We start from the raw sequence: 13,184 nt of genomic DNA on the forward strand, positions 1-13,184 counted from the left end.
GCCGCCCGCGCCGAGGTCGCCAAGAGCACCATCTACCGCTGGTGGAAGTCGAAGGCCCCACTGGTCATGGACGCGTACCGCACGGTCGTCGAGCACCGCATGCCCGACGCCGACACCGGCACCGTGGCCGGCGACCTGACCGCCTTCGCCGCCGCCCTGTACGGCGTCTCCGCCCACCCGCTCCGGGTCCTGACGCTGCGTGGCCTGATGGCGGAGGCCCAGCTCGACCCGGCCTTCGCCGAACCGTTCCAGGTGTGGGTGGAGAGCCGTCGCGCCGTGGTGCTCGCGCTGCTCGCCCGCGGCGTGGACCGCGGCGAACTGCCGGTCGACGCCGACCTGGAGGCCGCGACCGACCAGCTCTTCGGGCTTTTCTGGTACCGCCTGCTGGTCGGCCACCGGGAGCTCGACCCGGCCGAGGTCCCGGACCACGTCGAGCTGCTGCTGCACGGACTGCGCGCGGAGCGACGGCCGTAGGCGGTGGCCCTGGTCAGTCCGTCAGCAGTCGCTCGCGGAGCCGGCCGACCACGGCGTCGTCGACGCCCACGTGGTCGCGGACGTACGCCTCCACCGAGCCGTACGTCGCCCTCACGTCGGCCAGGAAGAGCCGGATGACGTCCTCCGGCGCACGCCCGTAGCCCGGCCAGCGGAGCTTCCGGTCGGGGTGCGCGGCCTGCCAGTCGGCGACCAGGCGCTCCGTCGCCAGCTCGGTGAGCGCGAAGTCCGCGGCGACGGTGTCCTCGTCGACCCCGAGGAGCGTCAGGACCAGCGCGGCCAGCAGCCCGGTGCGGTCCTTGCCCGAGGCGCAGTGGAAGACCTGCGGAGCGTCCCCGTCGGCGATGAGCTCCAGGGCCTCCCGCAGCTCGGCGGCCCCGTCGAGGGCGACCTCGGCGTACCGGTCGGCGAGGTACCGCCACGGATCGAGGGCGGGGTCGATCTCCGCCTGGTCGTACGGCCGGTGCTCGATGCTGAGGTTCGCGTACACGAGCCCCTCGGCCTCAGGGACCCGGCCCTTCGCGTCGATCTCCCACGGATAGCGCAGGTCGATCACCGTCCGCACGCCCAGCTCCTGGAACCGTACCCAGTCCTCGCCGCGCAGCTTCCCGAGCGAGTCGGCCCGGTACAGCCGCCCCCACCGGACGGCGCGCCCTTCGGCGGTCGAATACCCGCCCAGATCACGGAAGTTGTGCAGGTGCGTGAAGGGGATGTGTCGTCTCATCCGGCCACCCTACGTGGGGGGCTCCGGGCCTGGTCAGGCCTGCTCGTACGGGCCGTAGAGCGCGGCGCGGGCGCCGACGGACTGGGCCCAGTAGCGGTCGCCGTAGGACCAGTGCCACCACTCGGTGGGGTAGTTGACCAGTCCGGCCGCGGTGAGCGCGGCGCCCAGGATCGCGCGGTGCTCGCGGGCCTCGGCGGTGATGCCCTCGGCTGCCGTGTAGCAGGTGCCGGCGCTCTCCTCGGGAGAGGCGTTCATGCGGGTGCCGAGGTCGAGTTCGCGGCCGTCGGCGTCGGCGAGCGTCAGGTCGACCGCCGCGCCCGCGCTGTGCGGGGCGATGTCGGGCGGAGATACGTAGCGGCTCGCCATGGCGTGCACCCGCTCCTCCGGCCAGTCCGGCCGGCTCGCGCGGAGCTCCGCCGCGTACTCCTCGAAGTACCGGCGCTGGAGCGACGGCGGGCGGTACCCCTCGACGAACAGCAGCCGCAGCCCGCCGGGCAGCGCCTCCTGCGCGTCGCGGAGCCGCCGCAGGACGTCCTGGCGGAGCAGCGCGAAGGCGTTCGCCGGGTCCTGCTTGCGCGGGTCGACGAGCAGCGAGCCGTCCTGCCGGACGTCGACCAGGGGCTCGCCGCACTCCTCGACCGGGATCCCGGTGACGCGAGGGTCGGACATCAGGATGATCTCGTTCATCGTGATCTCGTTCATCGGGCCATCATCCTTGACCTGGAGTTCGCTCCAGGACGTACCCTTCCCGGCATGCCCGAACTCCAGCGTCTGCGCGCCGACCACGCCCCCGCCCTGCTCGCCTTCGAGAAGGAGAACCGGGAGTACTTCGCCCGCTCCGTGCCCGACCGGGGGGACGCGTACTTCGCCGAGTTCGCGGCCCGGCACCAGGCGCTGCTCGACGAACAGGCCGACGGCGGGATCCACATGCACCTCCTCGTCGACGAGCACGGCGAGGTCCTGGGCCGGGTCAACCTCATCGACGTCGAGGACGGGACCGCCGAACTCGGCTACCGGATCGCGGAGAAGGCGAGCGGCCGGGGCCTGGCCACCGCCGCCGTCCGCGAACTGGCCGAGCTGGCCGGCACGGAGTACGGGCTGACCCGGCTCCGCGCCGAGACCACCCTCGACAACCCCGGCTCGCGCGTCGTGCTGGCCCGCGCCGGCTTCGCTCCCACCGGCGACATCGTCCTCGACGGCCGCCCGGGTACGTCCTATGTACTCGATCTGACCGGCGGCGCCTCGGGCTGATCCGACGCGCGCCGGTATCGGCCCGGCGTCGTGCCGAACTGCCGGGCGAAGGCGTGCGAGAGGGCGTAGGGCGAGCCGTAGCCGACCCGGCGCGCGACCGCGTCCAGGGAGTCCTCGGTGTCGCGCAGCAGCCTCGCCGCCCGGGTCAGCCGCCACCAGGTGAGGTACGCCATCGGCGGCCGGCCCACGAGTGCGGCGAACCGGCGCGTCAGGGTGGCCCGCGACACGCCGGACGCGGCGGCCAGGCGCTCGTTCGTCCACGGCCGGGCCGGATCCTCGTGCATCGCCCGCAGCGCCGCGGCCACGGCGGGATCGTCCAGCGCGGCCGGCCAGCGACCGCTGCCGGATCGCCCGCCCGCGGCCTCCTCGTCCAACCAGGCCCGGACGAGATACACGAGCAGCAGGTCGACGAGCCCCGGCAGGGCGATCCCGACGCCCGGCCGTTCCGCCGTGACCTCTCGCCCCAACAGGTCGATCGCCGAGCGGAGTTCGGGATGCCGACCGATCCGGTGCGGCACATGGAGGACGTCAGGCAGCTCCGTCGTCAGCGGATGCCCGTGCGTGCGGTCGAGCCGGTATTTCCCGCACAGCATCTCCACCCCACCCTCAGCGCTTTCCGTGCCCTGCTCTGCGCTCCACTCCTCGAACGGGAACGCCCGCTCCGCCGTCGCCGCGTCCACCGGCCCGTCCGCGAGCACATGACCCGTCCCGTGCGGAAGCAACACCGCGTCCCCCGGGCCGAGCGAGACCGGGGGACCGCCGTCGGGCAGCAGCCGGCAGCTGCCCTCGAGCACCACGTGGAAGCCCGCCCCGTCGTACGCCGCGAGCCGCGTGCACCAAGTCCCCGTCACCCGTACCCGCGTGGAGGAGGGCCGCCCGACCCGTACCGCCGCAACGGCGTCGCTCACCACATCCATCGGCCGAGCGTACCTCGATGAGCGTCATGCGTATCCGGATGAGCCCGTGGAGCATTGAGAGGCTCGCGGCGGCTTCCTACGCTCGACACATCACAGCCGCAAGGGACCGGAGGAACGCCGTGGAACGCATCATGCTGGGCGATGTGGAGATCATCAGGGTCATGGAGTGGCAGGGCCCGTTCGCGCCCGCCCGTGCCATCGTCCCCGGCCTCGCCCCGGAGGCCTGGCAGGCGGAGCGGGACTGGCTCGCCCCGGACCACTGGGACCCCGCCGCCGACCAGTACGTCGCCGCCCTGCAGACCTGGATCGTCCGTAGCGAGGGCCGTACCGTGCTCGTCGACACCGGCGTCGGCGACGACCGGGAGCGGCCCGACACGCCGCAGTTCCACCGGCTGCGGTCGGACCTCCCGGCCCGCCTCGCGGCGGCCGGCGTCCGCCCCGAGGACGTCGACGTCGTCGTCAACACCCACCTGCACGTCGATCACGTGGGCTGGAACACCGAGGAGCGGGACGGCGAGTGGGTCCCGCTGTTCCCACGAGCGACGTACTACGTCCCCGCGGCCGACCGCGCCCATGCCGAGCGGACGCAGCCGCTGATGTTCGCGGACAGCGTCGCACCGGTCCTGCGCGCCGGCCAGGCGGTTCTCTGGGAGGACACCGTCCGGATCGACGCGCAGCTCACCCTGGAGGCCGCACCCGGCCACACCCCGGGCTCCAGCGTCCTGCGCCTGGACTCCGGGGGCGAGCGGGCCGTCTTCGTCGGCGACATCCTGCACAGCCCGGTCCAGTTCCGCGCACCGGAGTGCAGCAGCTGCTTCTGCGAGGATCCGGCCGCGGCGGCCGTCACCCGCCGCCGCATCCTCGAACGCGCCGCCGACACGAAACAGCTGGTGATCCCGGCCCACTTCGGCGGCGCGGGGGCGGCCGAGGTGCACCGTGACGGCGAGCGGTTCGCCGTCACACGGTGGGGCGGCTTCTGATTTCGGCGCAGGCGGGATGTTCCTTCTGCAAACAATGCGACAGGTATCCGATTGGACAAAGAGTTGACCTTGCGGGAACGATGAGCCGCGCCATGTCGGCCGCGGCGGGGGTTCACCGCTTGCATGCGCAGCTTCGTGCCCGGGCCGTCACGTCCTCGACATCCCGACGGAGGGTCATTCGCCGTGAGCTTTGGCGACCCGAACAACCCGTACAACCAGCAGCAGCCGCCGCAGGGTCAGCCCGGCTATGGCTACCCGCAGCAGCAGCCCCCGCAGGGTCAGCCGAACTACGGCTATCCGCAGCAGCAGGCCCCGCAGGGCGTGCCGCAGCAGTACGGCTACCCGCAGCAGGCCCCGCAGCAGCAGCCGTACGGCGCCTACCCGCAGGCTCCCGGCGCTCCCGGTGCTCCCGGCGCCGGCATGCCGGAGCTGGCCCACTGGGGTCAGCGCTTCGGCGCGCAGCTGCTCGACGCGCTGATCATCGCCGGCCCGATGTACCTCCTCGGCTTCATCAACCTCGCCATCAGCGACGACGGTGAGCCCGGCGCCCTCTTCTTCATCGGCGTCGTATACGCGCTCGGCATGGCCGTCTTCCAGCTGTACAAGGAGGGCGCGACCGGTCAGTCGATCGGCAAGAAGGTCCTCGGCATCAGCCTGCACCGCGAGGCCGACGGCAGCCACCTCGGCTTCGGGATGGCCCTCGTCCGCAAGATCTCCCACATCCTCGACTCCATGGCCTGCTACGTCGGCTGGCTGTGGCCGCTGTGGGACGAGAAGAAGCAGACCTTCGCCGACAAGGTGTGCAACACCGTCGTCATCAAGAAGAACAAGGGCTGAGACCCGCACGATCAGGCCGGGGCCCCGCCCGCACAGCGCGGGAGGCCCCGGCCTCGTCGTGTCCGAACCGGGCTCCGTAGAGTGTCCGGCATGCCGCCTGCCCTTCTGTACTGCGCCGACCCGCTCGACGAACGTCGGGTCGACGGCCACTTCGCGGCCGAGGCCCGCGAGGCCCGGGCGCACGGCGGCACGGTCGCCCGCGTCGACCACGACGCGCTCCTGCGCGGCGACGCCGAGCGGGCCGCCGCCCGCGTGCCCGAGGGCTGCGGGCCGTGCTGGTACCGCGGCTGGATGATCCCCGCCGACCGCTACCGCGACCTCGCCCGCGCGCTGGAGCGGCGCGGGGCTTCGCTCCTCGTCACGCCGGAGCAGTACCGCACCGCTCATGAACTGCCCGGCTGGTACGAGGAGTTCGCCGAGCTCACGCCGGTCAGCGCCTGGACCGAGGGCGCCGCGGACGCGGCCGCCCTCGCGCTGCGCCTGCCGCCCGGGCCCGGCATCGTGAAGGACTACGTGAAGTCCCGCAAGCATGAGTGGGACGAGGCCTGCTACGTCCCCGACCTGCGCGATCCGGCGGGACTCGGCCGGGTCGTCGGGCGGTTCGCCGAGCTCCAGGGCGAGTGGCTCGCCGGCGGCATCGTGCTCCGCGCCTTCGAGCCGTACGAGAAGCCCGCCTCCGCGGCGACCGAGCTGCGGGTCTGGTGGCTGGACGGCGCGCCCAGGCTGATCACCCCGCACCCGGACGGTCCGGCCGCGCACGACCCGGACCCGGTCCCGGGCCCCGAACTCGCCCGGATCGCCGCTGCCGTGGCCCGGCTGGGCTGCCGCTTCGTCACCACCGATCTGGCGCGACGCACGGACGGCGTCTGGCGCGTGGTGGAGGTCGGCGACGGCCAGGTCAGCGACGCCCACCCGACGACCGCACCCGGCCTGCTGCCCCGGCTGCTTCTCGACGGCCAGGGCCCGTCCGGCGGATCACGGCCGGGGCCGCGACGCGACGTATCCAACCCTGATCCGCCGGACAGGCTCTAGCGGGGGGTCGAGTCGTCGCCCTTGAACGGGGCGCCGTGGCCGGGGACGATCAGGTCCGCCGCGGCGAGGACGCGCAGCCGGGAGGCGCGCAGGATCTCGCGGTCCGGGGCCACCGGGTCGTCCGCGGGGCCGTTCGCGTGCCACCACAGGTCTCCGGCGAAGGCCACCACGCCCGCGTCCGTGCCCGCAAGGAGCGTGATGTCCTCGGGGCTGTGGCCCGGGGTGCGGATCAGCCGGAGCGACGGGGTGAGTTCGTAGCCCTCGGCGTCCCGGTTCTTCCACTGGTCGCCCCGGTACTCCACCTTGTGGTCGTGCACCCGGGCACGATCGAAGAGGCCCACGTTCATGGTGTTGTCCGGGTGGTGGTGGCTGAGCACCACGTCCGTGATGTCCTCCGGGCCGAGGCCCAACTCCGCGAGCGGGGCGAGGATGTCGTCGCGGCTGGCCACCATGCCCGGGTCGAAGATCACATGCCGTCCCGCGTCGGATATGTAGGAGACGGTGGCGGCGACTCCGGGGCCGGTGGAACCCACGTAGCCGGTGGTCAGGACCTTGAATGCGGCGCTGCGGCCGAGCGGTGCGTCTGTCATGGCCTCAATCCTGCCGGGGACGGCACGGGTTCACGAGTGGCACCGCTGCCTCTCATCGCAGGATTCGTGCCAAACCTGTGCCACACTGCGCGCATGCCGCCCTTGCCGCCGAGGCCCCCTATGCCGCCCTTCAAGACCGTCGCCGCGTACGTCCCGCACGGCGTGGGCATGCTCGCCGTCGGCATCGTCACCGAGGTGTTCGGCCCGCACGGAGCGAAGGCGCCCGGCTTCGACGTCGCTCTGTGCGCCGACCAGGCCGGGCCGGTGCCGACGGACTGCGGCGTGCCGCTCTCCGTCGCGCACGGACTGGACCGGCTCGCCGAGGCCGATCTGGTCGTCGCCCTGCCCGGGGCTGATTTCCGTACACCCCCCACCCCCGCCGTACTCGACGCGCTGAGGGCCGCGCACCAGCGCGGCGCCGTGGTCGCGGCCCACTGCGTCGGCACGTTCGCGCTCGCCGCCGCCGGACTGCTCGACGGCCGGCGTGCGACCACCCACTGGCGGTTCGCCGAACTCCTCGCCGGCCGCCACCCGGAGGTCACCGTGGAGCCCGACGCGCTCTACATCGACGAGGGGGCCATCGTGACCGGCGCGGGAGCCGCGGCGGGCTTCGACCTCTGCCTCCACCTGCTGCGGCGTGAGTACGGCACCGCGCTCGCCAACACCGTCGCCCGGGACGTGGTCCTGCCCTCCCATCGCGACGGCGGGCAGGCCCAGTACCTGGCCGCACCCGTCCCCGGGGACGGCCAGGACGAGCGGCTCGCCGAGGTACTCGGCTGGGCCCGTGAGCACCTCCACGAGCCGCTGCCCGTCACGGAACTGGCCCGCCGCGCGATGATGAGCAGGCGCACCTTCGCTCGCCGGTTCACCGCCGCGACCGGCACCACGCCGCACGCCTGGCTGCGCAGCCTGCGGCTGAGCAGAGCCGAGGAGCTCCTGGAGTCCACCGACCTTCCGGTCGAGGAGATCGCCCGCCTCGTCGGCTACGGAAGCGCCGCCGTACTGCGCGAACAGTTCGTGCGGCGCCGGGGAGTCCCGCCCCGCGCGTACCGCCGCGCCTTCACCGGCACTCCGTAGCGATCCGAGGGCATGCCTCAGGCCGGCCGCCGGGCGGGGAAGCCGTGCGCCCGCGCGCCGAGCACGACGAGCAGTACGGGCACGAGCAGGGCAAGTACCGTCCACGGGAACGACGCCGGGCCGAACCGGTCGAGCAGCACCCCGCCCGCGACCCCGCCGCCCGCCATGGCCGCGTTCCACAGCGTGACCAGCATCGCCTGCGCCGCGTCCGCGGACTCCCCGCCCGCGTCGCCCGCGGCGGTCTGCAGCAGCGTCGGCGCGCCGCCCCAGCCGAGGCCCCACAGCGTTGCCGCCGCGTAGACCAGGGCAGGGCTGTCGACCCGTACGGCGAGCAGCGCGGCGCCCGCGGCGACCAGGATGGTGCCGGCGACGGTGAGGGCGCGCAGCAGTCGGTTGATCCGCGCGCCGACGACCCAGATGCTCAGCAGCGACGCGCCGCCGAAGACCAGAAGCACCAGATCCGTCGAGCCGCCCATGCCGCGCCGGTCCAGGAACGTGGCGATGTACGTGTACAGCACGGTGTGCGCCAGCACGAACGTGAACGTGACGAACAGGACGGGCGCCACCCCCGGCACCCCCAGCGCCCGCAGCACCGGTGTACGTGCGCCCCGGCGCTGCCCGGGGAAGTCCGGGACGGCCAGCGCGATCCAGCCCAGCAGGACCACGGTCAGCCCGGTCATCACCAGGAACGCCACCCGCCAGCCGAGCTGCGTGCCGAGGAAGGTCCCCGCGGGCACGCCCAGCGACAGCGCGAGCGGGATGCCGGCCATGGCGATCGCGATCGCCCGGCCCCGCAGGTACGCCGGTGCCATGCGGCGCGCGTACCCGGCGAGCAGAGCCCAGGCCAGTCCGGCGGCCACGCCGGCGACGAACCGGGCTGCCATCGTGAGCGGGTAGCTGTCGGAGAGCGCGGTGACGGTATTGGCGACGGCGAAACCGGCCATCGCCGTCAGGAGCAGCCGCCTGCGCCGCCAGCCGGCGGTGGCAGCGGTCAGCGGGAGCGCGGTCAGGGCGGTGCCGACCGCGTAGACGGTGATCGACTGCCCCATGGCGGACTCGCCGACCCGCAGGTCGCCGCTCATCGCGGGCAGCAGTCCCGCAGGCAGGGTCTCGGTCAGACTGGTGATGAACACGGCCGTGGCGAGGGCCAGAAGAGCCAGTAGGGGAAGCCGCCGGCCGTCGTCCGGGAGGGACGAGGCGGACGGGTCGGCCGAGGTGGTCATGGTGTCGCTTCGCATGCCGCGTATGCTCGAACCCTCACACTGATGTGAAGGTCAAGCCCGGCCGGACAGGAGGCGCGCACATGCGGATCGGCGAGCTGTCGGAGCGCACCGGGACCCCGCGGCGGCTGCTGCGCTACTACGAGGAGCAGGGCCTGATCGCCGCCGACCGCTGCGCCAACGGCTACCGTTCCTACGACGAGCGGTTCGTCGACCGGGTCCTGCAGATCCGGGGCCTGTTGGACGCCGGGCTGCCGACCCGCATCATCAAGCAGATCCTGCCCTGCCTGGACAAGCCCCGGGTCATCCACTTCAAGGACGCCACCCCGGAGATGCTCGCCACCCTGGAGGAGGAGCGCGACCGCATGACGCAGCGCATCGAGTGCCTCATCCGCAACCGGGACGCCATCGCCGAGTACGTGGACACGGTCCGGGCCGACGTGTGACGCGGCGGCGGGTGTCGGAGAGGCCGGACGGCTTCGGCTACTCGCCCTGGTTCCCGATGAACGCCTCGGCGAGGCCGGCGGCTTCGTCGTAGCTCGGCAGGCCGTCCGTCGCCGTGGGCGTGCTCTCCGCGACGGACCGGGCCGCGACGACGGCGGCGTGCAGCGCCGAGCGGAAGAGCAGCGAACCGGTGCTCACCCGGCGCACCCCGAGTCCGGCGAGATCCGGCAGGGAGAGGCCGCCGGGGGAGTGGAGCACGTTCAGCGGGACGTGCAGGCTCGCGGTGAGTCCGGCGATCGCCGACGGGTCCTGGAGCCCGGGGACGAACACGCCGTCCGCGCCCGCCTCCTGGTACGCCAGGATCCGGGCCTCGGTCTGCGCGGTGTGGCCCGGGAGCCAGTGCGTGTCGGTGCGGGCGTTCAGGAACAGCGCGGGGGCCTCCCGCTTCACCGCACGGATCACGGCGCACTGGTGCTCCGCGTCGGCGAGGGACCCGTCCGGCCGCCCGTCCTCCAGGTTCACGCCGACCACACCGAGCGCTTCGAGCTCCGCGGTCAACGCGCCCACCTCGCCCGGGTCATTGGCGAAGCCACCCTCGATGTCCACGCTGATCAGTGCGTCGAGCCGACTCAGACCTCGGGCCAGGGCGACGGTCTCATCCCGCGTGTCGCCGGTCGCGTCGAGCTTCCCCGCTGCGGCGGCGACGCCGAGACTGGTCGTGCCGATGGCCCGGAAGCCGGCCGCGGCCAGCGCGGCGGCCGACGCGTGGTCCCAGGCGTTGGGCAGCACGAGCGGCGCGCCGGGGCGGTGCAGGGCGCGGAACTCCTCGAAACGGTCGAGGGCGGGGGCGTCGATGTCGTTCATGCTGTGCCTGCTTTCGTGAGCTTCAGGATGTCGAGGACCCCGCCGGCGAGTGCGAGTGCCTGCGCCCAGGCGGGGCAGGGGCGCAGACCGTGCCCGAAGGGGAGTGGGTCCAGGCCCGGTTCGGCGGCTGCCAGGTCCAGTTGCAGCATCGTGCCCCGGGCGACCGGACAGCCCCCGACCGTCGCGTCGGCGAGTGCCTCGCGGCGCGTCGCGCGGACGGGCGGCTCCCGGCGCAGGGTGTTGGCGACCAGCCCGTCCACCGTGGTCCGGTCGTCGTGCGTCGCAGTCGCAGTCGCAGTCGCAGCCGCAGCCGCGGACGCCGCCCGTACGAGACCCGCCGTGGCGTCGCAGGCCTGCACCAGCAGGCAGATCAGTAGGGCGGCCCGCTCCGGATCGGGCTCCGGGAGCAGATCGAGCAGCGTCGCCACCCCGCCGTCGGCCGCCGCCGCGGCGGCCTCGGACGCGCCGGGCTGGTAGGCCGCCGCGACCAGCCGGGTCGCGGCTGCCGCGGGCGCGAGGTCCGGCTCCGCCACGCCCAGTACGGCGGCCAGCGTGGTCACCGGGACGTACGGGAGGTCCTCGGGACGGGCCTCCCGAGCCCGTCGCCGGGCCGCCTTCCGTAGCCGCTCCGGAGTGAGCTCCGGCGCCGCAAGCAATGCCTCGACCGCCGCCCGCCGGCGCGCGTGCACCGGGCCGTTGGCGAATCGGGGGACGGACTGTCGGAGCCACCGCAGCGAGCCCGGCGGCGTGTCGTCGACCGGCGCGGCCGGCACGCCGAAGCGGGGGTCGGCGAGCACGGCCCGCACGTCGGCGGGGGCGTCGACGAGGAGGGGCGAGAGGGAGGAGGTCATGTCGACGACGGTAGGCGCGGAACCGTTCGGCGGCGGCCGAAACATCGTGGTGTGCGGCCGACGCTCAAGTACCGAAGCGACAAAGCCGACATTCTTCCTAAATGAGGGGGAGTAATCTCCATGGAGGTCTCGTGCCCACGCCGACGGACATTCTCGACCGCGAAGCGGTCGCCCTGTACGACTCCGCCGCCTGGCAGGAACTCGTCGCCCATTGGGATGTCACGGCCCTCGAACCCGCTCCCCGCGCCCCCGCGCCGCCGCCTCCGCCTGCGCCGCCGGCCCCCACGGACTGGCGCGCCCTGCTGTCCCTCCCCGTCGACCGCCTGGTCGCCACGGCCCTCGACGCGCTGCCGCCCGCCCCGCCCGCCGAACGGCCGCTGCCCGGCCGGCTCGGCGCGATCCTGCCGGACCGCCTGCACGCCTGGCGCCGCCTCGGCCAGGCCGACCTGCGGCCCTCCACACACCTCGGCTACGCCCGCCGGGTCCTCGTCGAATGGGGCTGGCAGAACCAGCCGTACAGACTCCGCGACACGCGGGGCGCCCGCTGCGTCTGCGGCGCGCTGCTCACCGCCCACCGGCTCGGATACGGCAGCGCCGACACGATGAACCGCGCCGCCGCCTGGATCGTCACCGAACTGCGCGCGCAGGGCTGGTCGGACCTCATCGGCCCCTGGAACCGCGCCCCCGGCCGTACCGCCGCCGACGCCCTGGCCCTCGTCGACGCCACCATCCGCCGCGCCGCGCACGCCGGCTCGTGACGGAGCTCCGGGCTCCCCGCCGACGACGGGGAGCCCGGAGCCCGGAGCGCGCTGCTCAGTGGTCCGACTACCAGATCGACTCGATCCACTCCGGGTGGTCGATGAACGGGTTGCGGTTGCCCTGGTACGTGCCGTAGATGACGTCGTTGCGGCGCATCTCGAAGGCGCTGGGCGGGTCCTGCTCGTTCCACTGCTTCAGGATCGAGAGGCGGCCGTGCAGCGGGGCGCTGCCGTTGGAGACCGAGTCGTTGGGCTCCAGGTCGGCCCACGCGTCGTCGCCCTCGTACCGGACGGCCATGTACAGGATCATGCGGGCCACGTCGCCCTTGTCCGCGTTGCGCGGCTCGAACGAGTTGGAGTCCGTGTAGCTGCCGGACGCGCCGCTCACCGGGCTGCCGCCGTTGTCGAAGTCCTTGTTGCCGCGGATGCTGTTGACCTGGACGTCCGCGGGACGCAGGTGGTGCAGGTCCGTGCCCGGGCCTGCCGAGGTGCCGATGTCGCCGTGCGACTGCGCCCACACGTGCTCGCGGTTCCAGTTGCCGACGGCGCCGCCGCTGAGCGACTTGCTGCGCGAGGTGCCGCTGTACAGCAGGATCACGTTGCCGCTGTTGTTCGGGTCCTGGTCGGTGACCTTCAGGGCGTTCCAGACCGCGTCGTACGAGATCTTGCTCTGGCTGCTGATGATGGTGTGCAGGGAGGACTTCAGCGCCGGGCCGGTCTTGCCGATCGCGTTCTTGTAGTACGTGCTGTCGTACGGGCTGGTCGTGGCGCTCGCGGGGGCCGCGACGACCGTGGGAAGGGCGAGGCCGACGAGGACCGCGGACAGGGCGGCCGCCAGCGCCTTCCATCTGCCTATCTTCGCAGCGAACATGGGGGGTCCCTCTCTCGGGGGCGGAGCGAGCAGACCGTGGCGCCCGGCTCAAGAGCGCCGCGATCTACGCGTGTTGACATGTGCCAGCCAGGAGGGTGGCACGGGGGAGGGGGTCGCTGTGTGTCGGGGAGACGATTTTTCTGTGACGTTCTCGCGTACGGCGCACGCGTCAATCCTTTGGCCGGAATCCGCTGAACCCGAAGGCCGCTGAACCAGAAGGCCGCTGAACCCGGAACGCGAAGGGCCCGGGGCGGCGCGCGCGGCTTTCGCCGTGTG

The 13,184-nt window shown here is 73.2% G+C and carries 16 protein-coding genes; 8 read left to right on the forward strand and 8 right to left on the reverse strand.

The window, feature by feature from the left end; translation table 11 throughout:
• Positions 1-474: TetR-like C-terminal domain-containing protein (locus tag VIU94_RS25300; RefSeq protein WP_331914439.1), on the forward strand; the 474-nt coding region annotated here is incomplete at its 5' end.
• Between the two features lie 13 nt (positions 475-487).
• On the opposite strand, the gene VIU94_RS25305 is transcribed toward VIU94_RS25300, so the two are convergent.
• On the reverse strand, positions 488-1,216 hold the full coding sequence (locus VIU94_RS25305) for a tyrosine-protein phosphatase (protein WP_331914441.1): 729 nt from the start codon (positions 1,214-1,216) through the stop codon (positions 488-490).
• A 33-nt stretch (positions 1,217-1,249) separates the two neighbouring features.
• On the reverse strand, positions 1,250-1,903 hold the full coding sequence (locus VIU94_RS25310) for a M15 family metallopeptidase (RefSeq protein WP_331914500.1): 654 nt from the start codon (positions 1,901-1,903) through the stop codon (positions 1,250-1,252).
• A 66-nt stretch (positions 1,904-1,969) separates the two neighbouring features.
• On the opposite strand from VIU94_RS25310, the gene VIU94_RS25315 reads away from it, so the two are divergent.
• Positions 1,970-2,467, forward strand: coding sequence for a GNAT family N-acetyltransferase (locus VIU94_RS25315; RefSeq protein WP_331914443.1), 498 nt, complete (start codon positions 1,970-1,972; stop codon positions 2,465-2,467).
• On the opposite strand, the gene VIU94_RS25320 is transcribed toward VIU94_RS25315, so the two are convergent.
• Positions 2,431-3,384, reverse strand: coding sequence for an AraC family transcriptional regulator (locus tag VIU94_RS25320; RefSeq protein WP_331914445.1), 954 nt, complete (start codon positions 3,382-3,384; stop codon positions 2,431-2,433). The two genes, VIU94_RS25315 and VIU94_RS25320, sit on opposite strands and share 37 nt — an antisense overlap.
• Positions 3,385-3,503: 119 nt before the next feature.
• Between VIU94_RS25320 and VIU94_RS25325 the strand changes: the two genes are divergently transcribed.
• The 3 genes from VIU94_RS25325 to VIU94_RS25335 all read left to right on the forward strand — a co-directional run bounded on the left by VIU94_RS25325 (position 3,504) and on the right by VIU94_RS25335 (position 6,233).
• Entirely contained in the window at positions 3,504-4,364 is an 861-nt protein-coding gene (locus VIU94_RS25325; RefSeq protein WP_331914447.1) for an MBL fold metallo-hydrolase, read from the forward strand.
• A 183-nt stretch (positions 4,365-4,547) separates the two neighbouring features.
• A complete protein-coding gene (locus VIU94_RS25330; protein ID WP_331914449.1) occupies positions 4,548-5,201 on the forward strand; it encodes an RDD family protein in 654 nt (217 codons plus the stop codon).
• Positions 5,202-5,291: 90 nt separating this feature from the next.
• Positions 5,292-6,233, forward strand: coding sequence for an ATP-grasp domain-containing protein (locus tag VIU94_RS25335; protein WP_331914450.1), 942 nt, complete (start codon positions 5,292-5,294; stop codon positions 6,231-6,233).
• Here VIU94_RS25335 and VIU94_RS25340 read toward each other — a convergent pair.
• Entirely contained in the window at positions 6,230-6,823 is a 594-nt protein-coding gene (locus VIU94_RS25340; RefSeq protein ID WP_331914452.1) for an MBL fold metallo-hydrolase, read from the reverse strand. The genes VIU94_RS25335 and VIU94_RS25340 overlap by 4 nt on opposite strands.
• A gap of 120 nt (positions 6,824-6,943) precedes the next feature.
• Here VIU94_RS25340 and VIU94_RS25345 point away from each other — a divergent pair, with 120 nt between their 5' ends.
• Positions 6,944-7,900: a GlxA family transcriptional regulator gene (locus VIU94_RS25345; RefSeq protein WP_414721013.1), complete on the forward strand. Its 957-nt coding sequence runs from the start codon at positions 6,944-6,946 to the stop codon at positions 7,898-7,900.
• Between the two features lie 17 nt (positions 7,901-7,917).
• Here VIU94_RS25345 and VIU94_RS25350 read toward each other — a convergent pair whose 3' ends face one another.
• Positions 7,918-9,123 (reverse strand): MFS transporter, encoded by a 1,206-nt coding sequence (locus VIU94_RS25350; RefSeq protein ID WP_331914504.1) that lies wholly within the window; start codon positions 9,121-9,123, stop codon positions 7,918-7,920.
• A gap of 80 nt (positions 9,124-9,203) precedes the next feature.
• Between VIU94_RS25350 and VIU94_RS25355 the strand changes: the two genes are divergently transcribed.
• Positions 9,204-9,566, forward strand: coding sequence for a MerR family transcriptional regulator (locus VIU94_RS25355; RefSeq protein ID WP_331914454.1), 363 nt, complete (start codon positions 9,204-9,206; stop codon positions 9,564-9,566).
• Positions 9,567-9,603: 37 nt separating this feature from the next.
• Here the strand turns inward: VIU94_RS25355 and VIU94_RS25360 are convergent, their stop codons facing one another.
• Positions 9,604-10,428, reverse strand: coding sequence for an isocitrate lyase/PEP mutase family protein (locus VIU94_RS25360; RefSeq protein WP_331914456.1), 825 nt, complete (start codon positions 10,426-10,428; stop codon positions 9,604-9,606).
• On the reverse strand, positions 10,425-11,279 hold the full coding sequence (locus tag VIU94_RS25365) for a cytochrome P450 family protein (protein ID WP_331914458.1): 855 nt from the start codon (positions 11,277-11,279) through the stop codon (positions 10,425-10,427). Before VIU94_RS25365 ends, VIU94_RS25360 begins: the two co-directional genes overlap by 4 nt.
• A 101-nt stretch (positions 11,280-11,380) precedes the next feature.
• Between VIU94_RS25365 and VIU94_RS25370 the strand changes: the two genes are divergently transcribed.
• Complete coding sequence (locus VIU94_RS25370; protein ID WP_331914460.1) at positions 11,381-12,037, forward strand: DUF6197 family protein; 657 nt, start codon at positions 11,381-11,383, stop codon at positions 12,035-12,037.
• 67 nt (positions 12,038-12,104) lie between these two features.
• Here VIU94_RS25370 and VIU94_RS25375 read toward each other — a convergent pair whose 3' ends face one another.
• Entirely contained in the window at positions 12,105-12,908 is an 804-nt protein-coding gene (locus tag VIU94_RS25375) for an endonuclease I family protein (protein ID WP_331914462.1), read from the reverse strand.
• Between the last annotated feature and the right edge of the window lie 276 nt (positions 12,909-13,184).

It is taken from the genome of Streptomyces sp. (assembly GCF_036566765.1).
Classification (GTDB): domain Bacteria; phylum Actinomycetota; class Actinomycetes; order Streptomycetales; family Streptomycetaceae; genus Streptomyces.

Bases quoted from the DNA above. Each gene is read 5' to 3' on its own strand.
- VIU94_RS25310 (WP_331914500.1), bottom strand. From the start codon at position 1,903: ATGAACGAGATCATCCTGATGTCCGACCCTCGCGTCACCGGGATCCCG.
- VIU94_RS25305 (WP_331914441.1), bottom strand. From the start codon at position 1,216: ATGAGACGACACATCCCCTTCACGCACCTGCACAACTTCCGTGATCTG.
- VIU94_RS25365 (WP_331914458.1), bottom strand. From the start codon at position 11,279: ATGACCTCCTCCCTCTCGCCCCTCCTCGTCGACGCCCCCGCCGACGTG.
- VIU94_RS25375 (WP_331914462.1), bottom strand. From the start codon at position 12,908: ATGTTCGCTGCGAAGATAGGCAGATGGAAGGCGCTGGCGGCCGCCCTG.
- VIU94_RS25315 (WP_331914443.1), top strand. From the start codon at position 1,970: ATGCCCGAACTCCAGCGTCTGCGCGCCGACCACGCCCCCGCCCTGCTC.
- VIU94_RS25370 (WP_331914460.1), top strand. From the start codon at position 11,381: ATGAGGGGGAGTAATCTCCATGGAGGTCTCGTGCCCACGCCGACGGAC.
- VIU94_RS25340 (WP_331914452.1), bottom strand. From the start codon at position 6,823: ATGACAGACGCACCGCTCGGCCGCAGCGCCGCATTCAAGGTCCTGACC.
- VIU94_RS25345 (WP_414721013.1), top strand. From the start codon at position 6,944: ATGCCGCCCTTCAAGACCGTCGCCGCGTACGTCCCGCACGGCGTGGGC.
- VIU94_RS25355 (WP_331914454.1), top strand. From the start codon at position 9,204: ATGCGGATCGGCGAGCTGTCGGAGCGCACCGGGACCCCGCGGCGGCTG.
- VIU94_RS25320 (WP_331914445.1), bottom strand. From the start codon at position 3,384: ATGGATGTGGTGAGCGACGCCGTTGCGGCGGTACGGGTCGGGCGGCCC.
- VIU94_RS25350 (WP_331914504.1), bottom strand. From the start codon at position 9,123: ATGACCACCTCGGCCGACCCGTCCGCCTCGTCCCTCCCGGACGACGGC.
- VIU94_RS25335 (WP_331914450.1), top strand. From the start codon at position 5,292: ATGCCGCCTGCCCTTCTGTACTGCGCCGACCCGCTCGACGAACGTCGG.
- VIU94_RS25360 (WP_331914456.1), bottom strand. From the start codon at position 10,428: ATGAACGACATCGACGCCCCCGCCCTCGACCGTTTCGAGGAGTTCCGC.